Source organism: uncultured Rhodoblastus sp., from assembly GCF_903903185.1.
Taxonomy (GTDB): Bacteria; Pseudomonadota; Alphaproteobacteria; order Rhizobiales; family Beijerinckiaceae; genus Rhodoblastus.
The window spans coordinates 1-16,261 of sequence record NZ_CAIUXT010000070.1 but is presented as its reverse complement, the minus strand read 5'-3'; the positions used below and the strand labels follow the sequence as shown (position 1 = coordinate 16,261).

The window sequence follows — 16,261 nt, the reverse complement described above, 5'->3', positions numbered from 1 at the left end:
TGTAGCTGACTTCGTCGGTCATGGTGTAATTATGCACCGGTCGGTAATCGATCGTCACCGACTTGGCGGCGTCGTCGATGGTCGCCAACGTGTGTTTCATCCAGTTGGCGTCGTCGCGGTCCGAGAAATCCTCGCGGGCGTGGGCGCCGCGCGATTCCTTGCGGTTATTGGCGCCGTCCATCGTCACCACCGCCTGGACGATCAGATTGTCGAATTCCAGCGTCTCGATCAGGTCGGTGTTCCAGATCAGCGAGCGGTCGGTGACGCGTACGTCGTCGCGCGCCTTCCAGACTTCGTGGATCAGCTTCGAGCCTTCTTCCAGCACCTCGCCGGTGCGATAGACTGCGCAATTGTTCTGCATCACCTTCTGCATCCGCAGACGCAAATCGGCGGTCGGCGTGCCGCCATTGGCGTAGCGGTAATGGTCGAGACGGGCCAGCGCGAGATCGGCGGAGTTTTCCGGCAGATTGTCCTGTTTCGCGCCGGGCTTGACGATTTCGGCGGCGCGCAGGCCGGCGGCGCGGCCGAACACCACGAGATCGATCAGCGAATTGGAGCCGAGGCGATTGGCGCCATGGACCGAGACGCAGGCCGCCTCGCCGAGCGCCATCAGGCCGGGAACGACCACGTCGGGGTCGCCGTCCTTCTTGGTCAGCACTTCGCCGTGATAGTTCGTCTGGATGCCGCCCATGTTGTAATGGACGGTCGGCAGCACCGGGATCGGCTCGCGGGTCACATCGACGCCGGCGAAAATCTTGGCGCTTTCCGAAATGCCGGGCAGCCGCTCATGCAGGATTTTCGGGTCGAGATGGTCGAGATGCAGGAAGATATGGTCCTTGTTCTTGCCGACGCCGCGCCCTTCGCGGATTTCCATGGTCATGGCGCGCGAGACCATGTCGCGCGGCGCCAGATCCTTCACCGAAGGCGCATAGCGCTCCATGAAGCGCTCGCCGGACGAATTGGTCAGATAGCCGCCTTCGCCGCGCGCGCCCTCGGTGATCAGGCAGCCCGCGCCGTAAATGCCGGTCGGATGGAACTGCACGAACTCCATGTCCTGCAAAGGAAGTCCCGCCCGCAAAACCATGCCGCCGCCGTCGCCGGTGCAGGTATGGGCGGAGGTGGCCGAGAAATAGGAGCGGCCATAGCCGCCGGTGGCCAGAATCACCAGTTGGGCGCGAAAACGGTGGATGGTTCCGTCGTCGAGTTTCAGGCAGACGACGCCGCGGCAGCGGCCCTCGGAATCCATGATCAGGTCGATGGCGAAATATTCGATGAAGAATTCGGTCGAGTTCTTGAGGGCCTGGCCATAGAGCGTGTGCAGCATGGCGTGGCCGGTGCGGTCGGCGGCGGCGCAGGTGCGCTGGGCGGGCGGGCCGCGTCCGAAATCGGTGGTCATGCCGCCAAAGGGACGCTGGTAGATCTTGCCGTCCACGGTGCGCGAAAACGGCACGCCCCAATGTTCGAGCTCATACACGGCGGCGGGCGCGTTGCGGCACAAATATTCGATCGCGTCCTGGTCGCCGAGCCAGTCGGAGCCCTTGACGGTGTCGTACATGTGCCATTTCCAGTTGTCCGGCCCCATGTTCGCCAACGAGGCGGCGACGCCGCCCTGCGCCGCCACGGTATGCGAGCGGGTCGGGAAGACCTTGGAAATGCAGGCCGTGCGCAGGCCGGCCTGGGAGCAGCCGACCGTGGCGCGCAAGCCCGCGCCGCCCGCTCCGACGACCACCACGTCGAATGTGTGGTCGGTGACCGGATAGGCCTTGCCGCCAATGGCCGCTCTGGCCGGGGCGTCGCTGGTTGCCATGGGAAGTGCCCTCAAACAAGGAGAAATACGTAGGGCGGCGCGGGCCGGATGACCAAGCGCGGCTTTTCAGGGAAGGTTCAGGTGAAGCTCAGGCGCAGCACGGCGTAGACGGCGGCGAGACCGACGGCGACGCTGAAAAGCGCGTTGGTCATCAGCGCCAGCGTCTTGGCGTGTTCGCCGGGGATGTAATCCTCGATCACCATCTGCATGCCAAGCGCCATGTGCCAGGCGCCGGCGCCGATGAACAGGATCAGCAAAATGGCGGGGCAGGGCGAGCCGAGCAGGGCGCGGGCGCTTTCGAAATCGCGTCCCACCAGCGAAACCAGGATTGCGACAAAGGCGAAGGTCAGTGGCAGCAGCGCGAAGGAGGTCAGACGCTGGCGCCAGGCGTGCAGCGTGCCGGATCTTGCCGAGCCGAGACGATTGACCGCCGCGCGAGGGGTTTGCAGCTTGGTTTGCTGGGACATTTTTCTTTTCCTCAGCGCAGGATGAAGACGGCGATCCAGATCAGGACCGTGAGCGCGCCCGCGCCGACCAGCGAGCCCCAGGCGAGCTTGTCGCGGGCCTCCGGGTCGAACCCATGGCCGGCGTCCCAGATGATGTGGCGAATGCCGCCCATCGCGTGGAGCATCAGCGCGAAAGTGTAGCCGAACAGGATCAACTGGCCGATGAACGAGCCAAGCAAGGCAGAGGCCGTCTGAAACGAACGGGCGTTGCCGGCGGCGGCCAGCAGATAGGCGGCGAGGCCCAGCGTGCCGACATAAAGCGCGATGCCAGTCAGGCGATGGGCGATCGAGACCGCCATGGTCGGCGACCATTGATAGATCTGCACATGCGGCGACAGCGGGCGGCGCTGCTCCAGCGGAATCTGGCTGGGATCGGCCTCGGCCATGGAATTCACCCTTCCTGTTCGGCGCATCGGTTCGGCGCATCTGGTCGGGCGGAACGCCGTTCGGCGCCGCCGCCTTATTGCTTTGGAACCCTCACTAATCCAATCCTGGTTGCAGTGCAATGGAGAGTGCATCAACCCTTCGGTCAAGAGGCCGATTGCACGAAAATCCTTAGCGGATTTCGCCCCACGCCTTGCTTTCGCAACGCAAAAAGGCGAAACCTGACGCCGCTGGAGAATGCTCAGGTGAAACGACTTTCCTATCCCGGGGCCGCGATGGCCGGCCTGCTGGCGCTTGCCGCCGGCTTTTTCTGCCCCCTGGCGCCGGCCTCGGCAGCGGCGCGTCTCACCATCGAATCTGGAGGGATTTCGCGAACCGCCGTGGTCGTGCAACGCGACCGCCTGAAGCTCGGACGGCGCCCGCTGGTCATCGTGCTGCATCGCGGCGGCGGGGTCGGCGCCTATGTGCGGCGCAGACTTGGGTTGGAGGAAATCGCCCAGTCGAGCAAGCCGATCTTCCTTTACCCGGATGCGATTCAAGGCGTCTGGCCTGCGGCGCCGGGAGCGGAAGCCGACCGCGACATCAAGTTCCTGAGCGATCTGGTCGAACATTTCGCCAGCCAGGGCGCCATCGACCCGCGCCGGATTTTCATCGTCGGCCTCTCTTCGGGCGGCGCTTTCGCCTATCGCGCCGCCTGCGCCGGCCTCGGGCGGCCCGTGGCGGGCCTTGCGACGCTGATCGCCGCGATGCCGGAGGATCTCGCCAATTGCGCGCCTCCGCCGCTCGCCTATATGGCGATCAGCGGCCAGTCGGACCCGCTCGTCCCTTACGCGGGCGGCAGGACGACCTTTACCGACGGGGTTTTCAACAGCCTGCCAGCGGAAGCCGCTTTGGCGATTTTCGCCCGGATCAACGGCTGCGGCGCGCGGCGTGACGAACGGGCCATCGCCGATCGCGACAAGCGCGACCATTCGAGAGCCTATATTCTGTCCTATTCCGGCTGCAAGGCGCCGGTGGAGCTGATCCGCATCGATGGCGGCGGTCATCGCATTCCGGGCCACCGGCCCGATCCGCAGCTGGAGCCGATTGGCGGCGAAAACAACGATTTCGACGCCAGCCGCGCGGTCTGGGAGTTTCTGCGGCGCAACGGCGCGTAGCAGGCTGCTGACGGCGCGAAGCGGTCTCCTCCGGATTGGCGATTGCCTGCCGGGCGCTTTTGTTTTAGGCCGGTTTGGTCTTTTGCGAGCCATTTTTGTCGGCAGGAGACGAACTTGCGGGTTTCGTTTTCGCCGCCGGCGGCTCAGTATTGTCGCCGGCGACCCGGCGCGATGCGCGCGGTTCTCGCATGGGTAGCTCGACCGAGGCCTTTTCCCTTCGGACAGGCAGAGCGGCGAGTGGATTGTGACGGCGATACCGTCCAAAATTGAGGATCAAATGAGCAGCAACCCCGATGCAGCCGATCAGGCGAAAACCGAAGCCGGCGCCTTGCGCTTCTTTATCGTCGCTGTCCTGCTCACCGTTGTGGTGACGGTCGCGGCCGGATTCTTCTGGGGACTGGCGGGCGTCGGCGCGGTGGCGATCGCCGCTACGGTGCTGATGCTGGTGGTGGTGCTGCTGCTCACCAGCGGCTGAGCCTTTGGACCGAAAAGCCCCTGCCGGCGTTTTTGCCCGCGGGGGTTTTTCGTGTCCGCCGCGAAAACATCAGCGCGGCGCCAGCGCCCAATAATCGAGTTCGAGAATGACGGAGGGATCGTAGCCCTCGCCCTGTTTGAACGGATGGCCCGCCGTCGGCGCGTCCTTGGTCGCGATGGTGCGCAGGCGCAGCGCCCCGACATCGCTGCGGCCATGGATTTCGGCGCGCTCCAGCACTTCCGTCCAGGCGAACACCGTCAATCCGGCGAACAGCGGGCTTACATGGCGTCCGCCGTTGATCGCGGCGATGTGGAAGGCGTTGCCGAGACCGTTGAAGCTCAGCGCGCGGGCCAGCGAGATGACATGGCCGCCATAGATCAGGCGGCGGCCGAAACGGCCCTGACCCTCGGTAAACTGGTTGAAATGGACCTTTGCCGTGTTCTGGTAGAGGCGGGTGGCGATCATGTGCTCGGCCTCCTCCACCGTCATGCCATCGACGTGGTCGATGCGCTCGCCCGGAAGGTAATCGCCCCAGCGATGCGGCGAACCAGACAGAGCGACGTCATATTTGCGCGCGTCGATGATCGGGCAGGCGTCGCCGAGCTGGTCGGGGGCGAGCGCGCGCGGCAGTTTCGGCACGACCTCCGCCGGCGCCGGCGATTTTTCGTCGCGCTTGCGCACCATCACCCAGCGCACAAACTCGAGCACTACCGCGCCGCGCTGGTTGACGCCGCGCGAGCGGACATAGACCACGCCGGTCTGGCCGTTGGAATTTTCCTTGAGGCCGATGACTTCCGACGTCGCAGACAATGTGTCGCCGGGATAGACCGGGGCGAGAAACCGGCAGTCGGCATAGCCGAGATTGGCCACCGCATTGAGCGAGACGTCGGCCACGGTCTTGCCGAAAACGATATGGAAAACCAGCAGGTCGTCGATCGGGCTGCGGGGATAGCCGATCGACTGGGCGAAGGCGTCGGAGGATTGCACGGCGAAACGAGAACCATAAAGCGCGGTGTGGAGCGCGACGTCGCCGACCGTCACGGTGCGCGGCGTCGGATGGACGATCACCTGGCCAAGCTTGAAATCCTCGAAAAAATTGCCCTTGCTGGTCTTGCTCATCGACGGACCCCGGATTGGCTCATGAATGGCCTCGTGCTTAGGCCATGGGGGCGGGGTCTGGCAAGGCGGTTAAGGCTTTTGTCCCGCGACAAGAGTCTCCAGCCGCGCGAAAATTTCCGCAGGGTCGCCGTCGAGAACGAGGCTCTTGCGTCGCGAGGTCGCGCCCGACGCGATTCTTATGCGGGAGGCCGGCATTTTCAGGGCTTTGGCGGCCAGCGCGACCAAAGCGTCATTGGCCTTGCCATCCTCCGGAGCCGCCCGCACCCGCGCTTTCAGCACGCAGGCGCCGTCGGCGAGAATTTCAACTCCCGCCAATGCTTCGCGCGCGGATTTCGGGGTCAGCCGCACCTGCAGGAAGACGCCGTTTTCGCGTGCCGTCCATGGCCTGCCGGCGGTCATGGCGTCAGATCGAGGCCATCATCAGCCGGCGCATCACCTCGACCAATTCCATCTGGATGAAGGACAGCAGCAGCAAAAGGATGATCGGCGAAATATCCATTCCGCCGATCGGTGGAATGAAGCGGCGGATCGGCCGCAGCGCCGGTTCGGTCAGGGCGTTGACGCCGTTCCAGACCGAGCGGACGAGATCGTTGCGCATGTTGATGACGTCGAACGCCAGCAGCCAGGACATCAGGGCCATGACGATGATGACCCACCAGTAGAGGTCGATGGCCATGTTGATCACCCGGAACAAGGGGAGAAGGAAGGCTGCGGCGGACATGGCGACTCCGGGAGAGAGAGCGGATGGCGCGATGTTTAAGCCGTCGCGGCCTTGCAGACAAGTTTTCCGCACGCTTTCGGCGTGTTTTCCGCGACCGTTTCGCTCAACGCAATTGACAGCAAAGCCCCCGCGCCCTAAACACCCGCTCCGGAACGGGGCTGTAGCTCAGATGGGAGAGCGCTGCAATCGCACTGCAGAGGTCAGGGGTTCGATTCCCCTCAGCTCCACCAATTCCAGCGAAAATTTTGAATTGAGCAAAGCCGACGCGGTCGTGACCCTTCGACGCCATAGGGTCATGGCCGCCGTTCGCCCGGCGAACTCCCTTTTAGTTATTGTTTTTTCTTAAGCTTTTTAGTCCACAACGGCTTTGCTGCGGTTGACAGGCTTGCCCAGGGGGAGGTTATTTGGAGCGCTGCGCGCTGCTCATCGGGTGCGCGCCGGCGCGCCAGAACCGGGGCGATATCGCCGCTGCGGTTCGATCCTGCGACAAGCAAGAACAACGAGGGCGGAGTCATGAAAAAAAGCGCGCTCCTGGCCATGGCGGCCGGTGTTTCGTTCGGACTGGCGGGCGGTCCCCTTCGGGCGGCGCCGTCGATACCGGCCTTTTATGAAAACGCCGCAAAGATCAAGCCGGACGGGGAGTTGGGACAAATCGTCAGCGAGGCGGAGATCGCGACGCCGGTCGCGGGGGCGCGGGCCTGGCGGATCGCCTATGTCTCCTCCGATGTCGCTGGGCGCAAGACCCTCTCCACCGGCCTCGTCGTGGCGCCGGCGGGGGCGCCGCCCGCCGGCGGTCGTCCCATCATGGCCTGGGCCCATGGCACCACCGGCTCCGCGCAGAATTGCGGGCCGTCGCAGGTGACCAATCCGGCCCAGGACCTCAACGAATATTTCCTGATGGATGGCGATTCCTGGACCGATTACGGCTTGCCGGGTCTGCGCGCCTTGATCGACGAAGGCTATGTGGTCGTCGGAACCGACTATCAGGGACTCGGCGGCGGCGGGCGGCATCAATATGCCGTCGCCGCGACTCAGGCGCGCGACGTCATCGACTCCATCCGCGCCGTCCGTTCGATGAAAGCCGCCGGCGCCGGCGGCAAGGCGATTGTCTATGGCTGGTCGCAGGGCGGCGGCGCGACTCTGGCCGCCGCGAGCCTGCCCGACTATATCGCAAAGGCGGGTCCGGCGTCGGAACCCGTCGAAGTAGTGGGATTTGTCGGTCTCGCGCCTTTCGACCTCGCCGGCATGGCCGCCGGCAAGGCCCTGGATCCGTCGGCGGCGGACAAGGCGATGGGCGGACTGGCGGCGGGTTTTTCCGACAATATATTCAATTTCACCCATTTCGCCATGGCCATCTGGGGAACCCGGGCCGCCTTTCCCGAACTCGACTTGAACGATGTTTTCACCGATGAGGGCGTCAGGGCTTTGGACCGCGTGTTCTCGAACAAATGCATGCATGCGGGGGCCGACACCCTCAACTATGCATATGGCGCGCAATTCAGGAGCCTGCTCAATCCGGCGGTCAGGAACGCTGAAGCCTGGATTCGCGCTCTGGTCCGGGGCAGCGTCGCTCCGGTGAAGCCGGTGGCGCCCGTCGTGATCTACTGGGGAACGAAGGACACCGTGGTCCCGCCCGTGATGGGCAAGCTTTATCAGGAACAGATGTGCAAGCTGGGCGGCAATGTGGAGCGGGTGCAGCTTCCCGGCGAGCAGACGCATTTCTCGACGCCCGGCGCGGCGGCTCCCTTGTTCCTGCCTTGGGTAAAGGATCGATTCGCCGGGAAACCGGCGGCGAATGGCTGTCCGGCCAACTGAAACAATGCTGCCCCTGTTCGCCCTGGGGCCGCCGTCTCGCTTGCGGCCTTGCAGGGCCGGTCGGGCGTGAAACGGAGAAGGCGGCGGTTTGGGCGCCGTCGCCAAAGGCGGCGCAATGCATTGCGCCCGACAATGGCGCAGGCGCCCGTCCTCTAACGGCCCCCGCCGATCGACCGGTTTGTTGTCAAACCGATCGGACGGGGGCGTATCTGTCTAAAACGATGCAAACGAGATCAGGCTTTCGGCAAATGGCCGTCCGGCGTCGCCTTGTCGATAGCTGTGGGCAGATGCTGGGCCAGATATTCGGCGGCCTTGTCGAGCGGAATTCCGGTTGACTCCGCGAGGCTCTTCAGCTTCTCGGAGCCGAGCGCCTGTTTGATGTCTTCGGCGCTGATGGGCAGGTTCGCGCCCGTGCCAACCCACGATTTGACCTGCTGGCCGTAGCCGGTCTTTTCGAGTTCCGCGACCACTCCGTCAATGCCCCCGTGCTTGTCAAAGTAGTCCTTCACCAGGGCAAAAGCCTGGGCGCCGATGACGCCGCCCAAAATTCCTTTCAGCCACCCCATATGCTAATCCTCCCGCAGAAATTCGACGCTTGAGCGTTATAAAGCTCAATAAACAACGCGCTATATCCGATCCGCAGATATTTTCAAGCGGGCATTCGTCCGGGGGCCAAGCCATTGCGGTCGTCAGGCAAAACCGGAGCAATGCCAAACCACCGGATCCCGAACTGTGGCGGCGGCTGAATATCGCGCGTCCTGTCGAGGCCACGCCTCATTCGGCGGCGTCCTCCGACGGTGTGAAGGAAGGGATGCGGGCGAGCACGGCCTCCGCCAGCGAGGCCGGACGTTTCGACGGCATCAGCACGCCTGTCTTCGAGGAACGATAGGCGCCGGCGTAGGCGACGAGGTCGGCGGCCAGTTCCGCGCCGAGACCGCCCAGCAGGTAGCTCCACTTGCCCGGTTGCGAGACCACCATGGCGCAGCCGCGCGCGCAGGAGGCCAGACAGGCGACCGCGCGCAGGTCGATCCAGCCTGACGCGCGATCCCGCGCGGCCTGCGCCGCGAGGGCGTCGTAAAGGTCCTGTCCGGGACTGGTCCCGTCCTCGCGCGCGGGCTGGCCGGCGCGACAGGTCACGCAGACATCGATCCGCAGGGGCCGTACCATTGTCGCTGGCGGCATGACGCCCTTTGTCCTCCCTGACCCGGTGGCTATTTTACGCGCCGGGGGACCGGGCGAGGTCGAAACGGTCGAGATTCATGACCTTGGCCCAGGCCGCCGCGAAAGCCTCGACAAAGGCCGGTTGGGCGTCGTCGGCGGCAATGACTTCCGCGAGCGCCCGCAGCTGCGAATGGGCGCCAAACAGCAGATCGACGGCGCTCGCCGTCCATTTGAGCGCGCCCGTCGCCCGGTCGCGTCCCTCATAGACCCCTTCCGTTTTGGCGGATTTCTGCCAGACGACGCCCATGTCGAGCAGATGGACAAAGAAGTCGTTGGTCAGCGTCTCCGGCCGCCCGGTGAACAGGCCATGGCTCGATCCCGCGAAATTGGCGCCGAGGACGCGCAGGCCGCCGAGCAGAACCGTCATTTCCGGCGCCGTCAGGGTCAACAGACTGGCCCGGTCCACCAGCAGTTCCGCCGCCGATTCTTCCAGCCCTGCGGCGAGGTAGTTGCGGAAACCGTCCGCCTTCGGCTCCAGCACGTCGAAGGAACGCGCGTCGGTCTGCTCCTGCAACGCATCCGTGCGCCCGGGCGAGAAGGCGACCTCGATAGCGTTGCCAGCCTTTTTCGCCGCCTCCTCGACCGCCGCGACGCCGCCCAGCACGATCAGGTCGGCCAGCGACACCTGAGCCCCGCCGGAGCCCGCGCCGTTGAACGCCTGCTGGATGGTTTCCAGCGTCCGCAGGACCTTCGCCAGATGCGCCGGCTGGTTGACCTCCCAATCCTTCTGCGGCGCCAGCCGGATGCGGGCGCCATTGGCCCCGCCGCGCTTGTCGGAGCCGCGAAAGGTCGAAGCCGAGGCCCAGGCCGTGGTCACGAGCTGCGAGATCGACAGGCCGGAGGCGAGGATTTTCGCCTTGAGATCGGCGATGTCCTGTTCGCCGACTTGCTGGCGGTCCGGGGCGGGAACCGGGTCCTGCCAGATCTGCGGCTCTTTCGGGACGAGCGCTCCGCGATAGCGCGCGAGCGGGCCCATGTCGCGATGCGTCAGCTTGAACCAGGCCCGGGCGAAGGCGTCGGCGAATTGGTCGGGGTTTTCAAGAAAACGCCGCGAAATCTTCTCGTATTCCGAGTCGATCCTCAGCGAAAGGTCGGTGGTCAGCATCGACGGCGCGTGATGCTTCGACGGATCGAACGCATCCGGGACCGTGCCGGCGCCGGCGCCTTCCTTGGGCGTCCATTGATGGGCGCCGGCCGGGCTCTTGGTCAGTTCCCAGTCGAAGGCGAACAGGTTCTCGAAATAATCATGGCTCCATTGGGTCGGCGTCCTGGTCCAGATGACCTCGATGCCGCTGCTGATCGCATCGTCCCCCTTGCCCGAGCCGAATGCGCTCTTCCAGCCGAGGCCCTGCTGTTCGATCGGGGCGGCTTCCGGCTCCGGGCCGACCAGCGCGACATCGCCAGCGCCGTGGGTCTTGCCGAATGTGTGACCGCCGGCGATCAGCGCCACCGTCTCCTCGTCGTCCATCGCCATTCGGGCGAAGGTTTCGCGAATGTCCTTCGCCGCCGCGAGCGGGTCCGGAACGCCGTTCGGCCCTTCGGGATTGACGTAGATCAGTCCCATCTGGACGGCGGCGAGCGGATTTTCGAGTTCGCGGTCGCCGCTGTAGCGCTCGTCGCCCAGCCACTTGTCCTCGGAACCCCAGTAAATATCGTCTTCCGGCTCGAAGACGTCGACGCGCCCGCCGCCAAAGCCGAAGGTCTTGAACCCCATTGAATCGAGGGCGACATTGCCGGCGAGAATCATCAGGTCGGCCCAGGAGATTTTCCGGCCGTATTTCTGCTTGATCGGCCAGAGCAACCGGCGCGCCTTGTCGAGGTTGACATTGTCCGGCCAGCTGTTGAGCGGCGCCAAGCGCTGCGCGCCCGAACCGGCGCCGCCGCGCCCGTCGCCGATGCGGTAGGTGCCGGCGCTGTGCCAGGCCATGCGGACGAAAAGGGGCCCGTAATGGCCAAAATCCGCCGGCCACCAGACCTGCGAATCCGTCATCAGCGCATGGAGGTCCTTGACCACGGCATCGAGATCGAGGCTGTCGAAGGCAGCGGCGTAATCGAACGCCGCGCCCATGGGATCGGACAGCGGCGAATGGCGGTTGAGGCGCTTCAGATCCAGCTGGTTCGGCCACCATTCCTGGTTGGTCCTGCCCCGCGCCGCCATGGGCTCCCGACCGCCGTGCATCACCGGGCACTTGCTTTCGCTTGTCATGTTTTTTCCTGTCGGCTTGAAGTGGATCGAACGCTAGAGCCTGTTCCGATCCAATTGAATGGATATGGGTTCCAGTTCTTTGTTTTGACGTGCTTTCTTAACGCGAACCGGCATCCATTTCGCTGGAAAGCACTCTAGCTGGCTGAATAACGCCCGGCCCGCGAAGTTGATCCCGCACGAAAACGCTTGCGGGATCGCGGACCGGGAGAGTTTCGGTCGGCGGCATTCGTCTCAACCGCTCCGGTCGAACAGGTGTTTGAGATGGTTCGGCTGCGAGCGCAGATATTGGTCGGGCGCCCGGACATGGGCGCCGAAATGCGCCGCCGCATGCCAGGGCCAGCGCGGGTTATAGAGCATGGCGCGCGCCAGTGCGACCAGGTCGGCGTCGCCCGAGGCGAGGATGGCCTCGGCCTGGTCGAATTCGGTGATGAGCCCGACCGCCACGACGGGCAGGGCTACCGCCTGCTTGACCGCGCGCGCCAGCGGAACCTGATAATCGGGGCCGAGCGGAATTTTCGCCGGCGCAAGTCCGCCGCTCGAAACATGGATGGCGGCGCAGCCGCGCCGCTCCAGCGCCCGCGCGAAAGCGATGGTTTCCTCGATGGTCCAGCCGCCGTCGAGCCAGTCGGTTCCGGAGACGCGCATCGTCACCGGCCGCTCGGGGGGAAAGGCCGCGCGCACCGCATCGAAGATTTCGAGCGGAAAGCGCATGCGGTTTTCCAGCGATCCGCCAAATTCGTCGTCGCGCCGGTTGGACAAAGGCGACAGGAATTGATGGATCAGATAGCCATGGGCGCCGTGCACCTGCGCCGCGTCAATGCCGAGCCGCGCCGCGCGCCGCGCCGCATCGGCGAAAGCCTCGCGGATGCGGATCATCTCCGCGCGGCTCAGCGCCAGGGGGCTGTTCTCGCCGGGCGCCATGGCGATGGCGGACGGGGCGACGGTCTGCCAGCCGCGCGGCGAAGCTGGGGCGATCTGGGCGCCGCCTTGCCAGGGAAGATCGGTGGAGGCCTTGCGCCCGGCATGGGCGAGCTGGATGGCGACCGGAATCGGCGACCAGCGCCGGACGCCGTCCAGCACCCGCGCCATGGCGGCTTCGCAATCGTCCGAATAAAGCCCGACATCGCCATAGGTGATGCGCCCTTCGGGCAAAACGGCGGTCGCCTCGATGGTCAAGAGACCCGCGCCGGAAAGCGCGAGCTGTCCGAGATGGATCAGATGCCAGTCGGTCATGGCGCCGTCCAGCGCCGAATATTGGCACATCGGCGCGATGACGATGCGGTTTTCGAGTTTGAGGCCGCCGACCTCGAAAGGGGAGAAAAGTCTGGATGCCGTCATGGCGAGGGTCCGGAGGGTTGCGGGATCGCCAGCATAAGCCATGTCGCGCGCAAAAGAACCTTCGCCGTTCCGCCGCAGGGAAGTCGATCCGGCGAGCGTGAAACGGCGGGGCCGGCGCGCGAGGGGTCGTCAATAACAGGCCGCTGTCTGTGCTCTTATAACTACCAGGTCGCCAAAAAAGCCGGAATATGTGCGCAAATAGCAGGCAAATGTTCGATTTGGACTTTTTGCCGGCGGGGGAAGGGGCGAAACCTTCCCGTTGCGTAACTTCCAAGAAAAAGTCTGGGCTGCGCAATGCGGCGAAAGGGACTTCGCCCGGGGGGGATTGGCGGTCTGGCGGGTCTCCTGCTCGGGGCCGGGCTTTTTGCGCCTGCGTTTGGCGGCGCATGGAATCCCGAAGGCGGGCATGGCGAAATCATCGTCACCACGGTTTTCGATCAGGCCAACACCAGTTTCGACCAGGCCGGGCGCTTCACCCCGACGCCGCTCTATCGCAGCCTTCAGGCCCAGGTTTTCGTCGCTTACGGCGTGACCGACTGGCTGGCGGCGCTGCTCAAGCCCTCGTTGCAAAGCTCGACGCTCGGCCCGCCGGACAACCAGCGTTTCAACGGTCTGGGCGACAGCGAGATCGGCGCGCAGGCGCGGTTGTGGCGCGATGATTCGACCGCGCTCGCCGTTCAGGCCTCCGTGCGGGCGCCCGCCAGCGGCGGCGCGACCAACAGCTGGCTCGCCGGAACGCGTCAGCCCGAATATGATTTTCGCCTGTTGCTGGGGAAAAATCTCGGCGTCGGCGCGCTGCCTGGTTTTGTCGATCTTCAGGCCGGGGTGCGACTCTGCGCCGGGCCGGCGCCCAATCAGGGGCGTTTTGATCTGACTTTCGGCCTTTACGCGACCCCGCGCTTGTTGTTGCTGGCGCAGAGTTTCAATATCCTCTCGGCGACCTCCACAAACCCGGATTATCCGCAATGGGCGCAGTCCAAGCTGCAATTGAGCCTGGTCTATAGTCTCGACGGCGACTGGCGGGCGCAGGCGGGCGCCTATACAACCCTTGCCGGACAGAACGCCTATCGCGAGAATGGCGTCCTCGTCGCCCTGTGGCGGCGGTTTTAACAGCCAAGAGGAACGAATGACCGCCATCGACGATCTTTTCGCTTTGGCGCTGGCGGCGCGGGGGCGGGCCTATGCGCCCTATTCACGCTTTCCGGTCGGCGCCGCGCTGCGCACGCCGGGCGGCGCGGCGTTCTCCGGCTGCAATGTCGAGAACGCGGCCTATCCGCTCGGCGTCTGCGCCGAAACCTCGGCGATTTCGGCGATGATCGCCGCCGGAGAAAGGGCGATCGCCGAAATTCTCGTGCTCGGTCCGGGAGCGCAAAAAATCGCCCCTTGCGGCGCCTGCCGGCAGCGCATCGCCGAATTTGCCGGGGATAAAACCCTCGTTCATCTCGCCGAGGAGGCGGGCGGCGTCTCGACCTTCGCTTTCGGCGAAATGCTGCCGCATGCTTTCGGGCCGCAGTCGCTGGCTTAACTGTGTTCTTGAGCGCTATTCGGCGATCCAGGGCATGAGCCAGGTTTCGGTCAGGGCGTGCGGGCCGGCATGAAGGAAGGCGCGGATGTCGGTGGTCTGGCCGGGTTCGACCTGAACGTCGATCATCGCGCGGATGCCGTCGATATGCGGATTGGCCTGGAGAATGGTGCGCGTGATCTTGCCCTTCGACGTCGTCGCGGAAATCTCGACGAGACCAGGGTCGCGCCGGTAGAAACCGAGGTCGCCGCCCGCAAAATCGACGATGAAGCGGCGTTCGCCGACATTGACCGGTTCCGGCGAACCGAGCGCCTTGGGGCTGGTCTTCCAGGTGTTCTTGACGCGTCCGTTCGGCGACAGGTCGGCTGCGTCGAGCAGGGCGCGGATGCGATAGGAATAGGTGAACGCCTTGCCGGGTTCCGGCGGGTTCTGCGGCGTCCAGTAGGCGACGATATTATCCGCCGTCTCGTCCTTGGTCGCCAGTTCGAGCAGTTCGATGCGGCCTTCGCCCCAGTCGCCGTGCGGCTCGACGAAATAGGTCGGCCGCGTCTCGTAGCTCAGATCGATGTCCTGATAATGTTCGAAATTGCGCTCGCGCTGGACGAGCCCGAAGCCTCTGATGTTATTGTCCGAAAAGGTCGTCATGGTGACGATGCGCGGCGCGCGCAGCGGACGCCAGATCCATTCGCCGGCGCCGGTATGCATCAGCAACCCGTCGGAATCGTGCAGTTCGGGACGGAAATCGTCGTAATATTTGCCGTGGTCCTCGCCGAAAAAAAACATCGAGGTCAGCGGCGCGAGGCCGAACTTGACGCCCGAACGGCGCGGGAAGATGGTCGCCTGAACCTCCATCACGCTTTCGACATTGGGGAAAAGCTCGAAGCGATAGGCGCCGGTGACCGAGGAGCCGTCGAGCAGCGCAAAGATCGTCGCCTTTTCCGGATGCTGTTCCGAGGTCTCGATCCAGAATTCGCGAAAAAACGGAAATTCCTCGTCGTCGCCGCCGGTGGACACCGCCAGTCCCCGTGCGGACAGACCGTAGCTCTGGCCGCGTCCCAGAAAACGGAAATAGCTGGCGCCGAGGAAGGAGACGACCTCTTCCTGGCCGTGCGGCGAATTGAGCGGATAATGCAGGCGGAAACCGGCGAAGCCCAGATTGACCGGAAGATTCTTGTCGAATTTGTTGCGACCGGTATCGAACAGAGTGGAAGAATAGGGCAATGGCGTCGAAATGCCGTCGCGGATCGTGTTGACCACCACGGTGTGCTTGTAGATGAAGCCTGGATGGAAGGCCTGCAGCCGGAACGGACCGCTGCCCGCGCCAAGCGGCGATTTTTCCGACCTGAAGCGAATGTCGCGGTAGGAGTCGAAATCGAGTTTGGTCAAGGCTTCCGGCAGTTTCGGCGGCAGGGCGTCGAAAGGCGCGTTGGCGAGGTCGCGCGCCCGCTTGACCACGTCGTTGAAGCCGAAACGCGGCGCCGGCGGCGGCCCGGCATTGGCGCTGGCCGGGGTCTCTTTCGCCGGATTTTGCGCGAGGGCGCGCGGAGCGAGCGTGGCGGCGCCGGAGAGGGCCAAAGCGTTGAGCAGGGATCTGCGGTCGAACTGGGGCATGGGCGGGTTCACTCGGGCAGGCGCGACGCGCCGCGATCCCGGCGCTGCTCCAGCAACTAGCTTCGTTTTGCGGCCTCCGCAAGGCGCCGTTTCGCGCCGTCCCGACCGGCGGAAGGCGGCGCTGTTGCATGAAAGCCTCAGGCCGAGGAAAAACTTGGAGGGCGCATTTTTTTTGTTGCGTTCGGGAAGCGAAGCACTATTTAAGACTTGCCCAAATCGCACGTGCCTGTGGTCGTGTGTCGGTTGGCGGGAATCCGGACAAGAGGCCGGTGAACCGCCTGAAAAACAAACCGGCAGCCGGAGGCGAACCGGCGAACTCCGTCTGCACGGAGGATCGCGACTTAAAGCAACGACGGACCGGGCTTTTTCGTCTCTGTCG

The 16,261-nt window shown here is 64.6% G+C and carries 16 protein-coding genes and 1 tRNA gene; 6 read left to right on the top strand and 11 right to left on the bottom strand.

Annotation, left to right across the window (positions count from 1 at the left end; all coding sequences use genetic code 11):
* The 3 genes from sdhA to sdhC form a co-directional block, all read right to left on the bottom strand.
* Positions 1-1,807: succinate dehydrogenase flavoprotein subunit (gene sdhA, locus QZY01_RS06485; protein WP_294534840.1), on the bottom strand; the 1,807-nt coding region annotated here is incomplete at its 3' end.
* 77 nt (positions 1,808-1,884) lie between these two features.
* A complete protein-coding gene (sdhD, locus tag QZY01_RS06480) occupies positions 1,885-2,274 on the bottom strand; it encodes a succinate dehydrogenase, hydrophobic membrane anchor protein (RefSeq protein WP_294534837.1) in 390 nt (129 codons plus the stop codon).
* A gap of 11 nt (positions 2,275-2,285) precedes the next feature.
* Positions 2,286-2,699: a succinate dehydrogenase, cytochrome b556 subunit gene (gene sdhC, locus QZY01_RS06475; RefSeq protein ID WP_294534835.1), complete on the bottom strand. Its 414-nt coding sequence runs from the start codon at positions 2,697-2,699 to the stop codon at positions 2,286-2,288.
* A gap of 243 nt (positions 2,700-2,942) precedes the next feature.
* Between sdhC and QZY01_RS06470 the strand changes: the two genes are divergently transcribed.
* Together QZY01_RS06470 and QZY01_RS06465 are read left to right on the top strand one after the other, a co-directional pair.
* Positions 2,943-3,854 carry a phospholipase gene (locus QZY01_RS06470; RefSeq protein WP_294534832.1) on the top strand — a complete coding sequence of 304 codons (912 nt, stop codon included), beginning with the start codon at positions 2,943-2,945 and terminating at the stop codon, positions 3,852-3,854.
* Between the two features lie 277 nt (positions 3,855-4,131).
* Positions 4,132-4,329 (top strand): hypothetical protein, encoded by a 198-nt coding sequence (locus tag QZY01_RS06465; RefSeq protein ID WP_294534831.1) that lies wholly within the window; start codon positions 4,132-4,134, stop codon positions 4,327-4,329.
* A 69-nt stretch (positions 4,330-4,398) separates the two neighbouring features.
* Here QZY01_RS06465 and QZY01_RS06460 read toward each other — a convergent pair whose 3' ends face one another.
* The 3 genes from QZY01_RS06460 to QZY01_RS06450 all read right to left on the bottom strand — a co-directional run bounded on the left by QZY01_RS06460 (position 4,399) and on the right by QZY01_RS06450 (position 6,169).
* Positions 4,399-5,448, bottom strand: a complete 1,050-nt coding sequence (locus QZY01_RS06460) for a MaoC family dehydratase (RefSeq protein ID WP_294534828.1) — start codon at positions 5,446-5,448, stop codon at positions 4,399-4,401.
* Between the two features lie 69 nt (positions 5,449-5,517).
* On the bottom strand, positions 5,518-5,847 hold the full coding sequence (locus QZY01_RS06455; RefSeq protein WP_294534825.1) for a DUF167 family protein: 330 nt from the start codon (positions 5,845-5,847) through the stop codon (positions 5,518-5,520).
* Positions 5,848-5,851: 4 nt separating this feature from the next.
* The gene (locus tag QZY01_RS06450) at positions 5,852-6,169 is read right to left on the bottom strand and encodes a YggT family protein (RefSeq protein ID WP_294534823.1); all 318 of its coding nucleotides are present in this window, start codon (positions 6,167-6,169) and stop codon (positions 5,852-5,854) included.
* Between the two features lie 154 nt (positions 6,170-6,323).
* On the opposite strand from QZY01_RS06450, the gene QZY01_RS06445 reads away from it, so the two are divergent.
* Together QZY01_RS06445 and QZY01_RS06440 are read left to right on the top strand one after the other, a co-directional pair.
* Positions 6,324-6,399, top strand: a tRNA-Ala gene (locus QZY01_RS06445).
* A 283-nt stretch (positions 6,400-6,682) separates the two neighbouring features.
* A complete protein-coding gene (locus QZY01_RS06440; RefSeq protein ID WP_294534820.1) occupies positions 6,683-7,984 on the top strand; it encodes an alpha/beta fold hydrolase in 1,302 nt (433 codons plus the stop codon).
* A gap of 233 nt (positions 7,985-8,217) precedes the next feature.
* Here QZY01_RS06440 and QZY01_RS06435 read toward each other — a convergent pair whose 3' ends face one another.
* From QZY01_RS06435 to QZY01_RS06420, 4 genes are all read right to left on the bottom strand, one after another.
* Positions 8,218-8,550 carry a YidB family protein gene (locus tag QZY01_RS06435; protein ID WP_342394880.1) on the bottom strand — a complete coding sequence of 111 codons (333 nt, stop codon included), beginning with the start codon at positions 8,548-8,550 and terminating at the stop codon, positions 8,218-8,220.
* A 208-nt stretch (positions 8,551-8,758) separates the two neighbouring features.
* The gene (locus tag QZY01_RS06430; RefSeq protein ID WP_294534815.1) at positions 8,759-9,166 is read right to left on the bottom strand and encodes a DUF1636 domain-containing protein; all 408 of its coding nucleotides are present in this window, start codon (positions 9,164-9,166) and stop codon (positions 8,759-8,761) included.
* A gap of 34 nt (positions 9,167-9,200) precedes the next feature.
* Positions 9,201-11,411 carry a catalase/peroxidase HPI gene (katG, locus tag QZY01_RS06425; protein ID WP_294534813.1) on the bottom strand — a complete coding sequence of 737 codons (2,211 nt, stop codon included), beginning with the start codon at positions 11,409-11,411 and terminating at the stop codon, positions 9,201-9,203.
* Positions 11,412-11,642: 231 nt separating this feature from the next.
* The gene (locus tag QZY01_RS06420) at positions 11,643-12,749 is read right to left on the bottom strand and encodes an NADH:flavin oxidoreductase/NADH oxidase (RefSeq protein WP_294534810.1); all 1,107 of its coding nucleotides are present in this window, start codon (positions 12,747-12,749) and stop codon (positions 11,643-11,645) included.
* A gap of 294 nt (positions 12,750-13,043) precedes the next feature.
* On the opposite strand from QZY01_RS06420, the gene QZY01_RS06415 reads away from it, so the two are divergent.
* Both QZY01_RS06415 and cdd read left to right on the top strand, forming a co-directional pair.
* On the top strand, positions 13,044-13,859 hold the full coding sequence (locus QZY01_RS06415; protein ID WP_294534809.1) for a hypothetical protein: 816 nt from the start codon (positions 13,044-13,046) through the stop codon (positions 13,857-13,859).
* A gap of 16 nt (positions 13,860-13,875) precedes the next feature.
* On the top strand, positions 13,876-14,274 hold the full coding sequence (gene cdd / locus QZY01_RS06410; protein ID WP_294534806.1) for a cytidine deaminase: 399 nt from the start codon (positions 13,876-13,878) through the stop codon (positions 14,272-14,274).
* 15 nt (positions 14,275-14,289) lie between these two features.
* On the opposite strand, the gene QZY01_RS06405 is transcribed toward cdd, so the two are convergent.
* Complete coding sequence (locus QZY01_RS06405; protein WP_294534804.1) at positions 14,290-15,882, bottom strand: glucan biosynthesis protein G; 1,593 nt, start codon at positions 15,880-15,882, stop codon at positions 14,290-14,292.
* Positions 15,883-16,261 lie beyond the last annotated feature (379 nt).

Coding starts and splice junctions, on each gene's coding strand:
- sdhD (WP_294534837.1), bottom strand. CDS start 2,274: ATGTCCCAGCAAACCAAGCTGCAAACCCCTCGCGCGGCGGTCAATCGT.
- sdhC (WP_294534835.1), bottom strand. CDS start 2,699: ATGGCCGAGGCCGATCCCAGCCAGATTCCGCTGGAGCAGCGCCGCCCG.
- QZY01_RS06465 (WP_294534831.1), top strand. CDS start 4,132: ATGAGCAGCAACCCCGATGCAGCCGATCAGGCGAAAACCGAAGCCGGC.
- QZY01_RS06460 (WP_294534828.1), bottom strand. CDS start 5,448: ATGAGCAAGACCAGCAAGGGCAATTTTTTCGAGGATTTCAAGCTTGGC.
- QZY01_RS06455 (WP_294534825.1), bottom strand. CDS start 5,847: ATGACCGCCGGCAGGCCATGGACGGCACGCGAAAACGGCGTCTTCCTG.
- QZY01_RS06450 (WP_294534823.1), bottom strand. CDS start 6,169: ATGTCCGCCGCAGCCTTCCTTCTCCCCTTGTTCCGGGTGATCAACATG.
- QZY01_RS06440 (WP_294534820.1), top strand. CDS start 6,683: ATGAAAAAAAGCGCGCTCCTGGCCATGGCGGCCGGTGTTTCGTTCGGA.
- QZY01_RS06435 (WP_342394880.1), bottom strand. CDS start 8,550: ATGGGGTGGCTGAAAGGAATTTTGGGCGGCGTCATCGGCGCCCAGGCT.
- QZY01_RS06430 (WP_294534815.1), bottom strand. CDS start 9,166: ATGCCGCCAGCGACAATGGTACGGCCCCTGCGGATCGATGTCTGCGTG.
- katG (WP_294534813.1), bottom strand. CDS start 11,411: ATGACAAGCGAAAGCAAGTGCCCGGTGATGCACGGCGGTCGGGAGCCC.
- QZY01_RS06420 (WP_294534810.1), bottom strand. CDS start 12,749: ATGACGGCATCCAGACTTTTCTCCCCTTTCGAGGTCGGCGGCCTCAAA.
- QZY01_RS06415 (WP_294534809.1), top strand. CDS start 13,044: ATGCGGCGAAAGGGACTTCGCCCGGGGGGGATTGGCGGTCTGGCGGGT.
- cdd (WP_294534806.1), top strand. CDS start 13,876: ATGACCGCCATCGACGATCTTTTCGCTTTGGCGCTGGCGGCGCGGGGG.
- QZY01_RS06405 (WP_294534804.1), bottom strand. CDS start 15,882: ATGCCCCAGTTCGACCGCAGATCCCTGCTCAACGCTTTGGCCCTCTCC.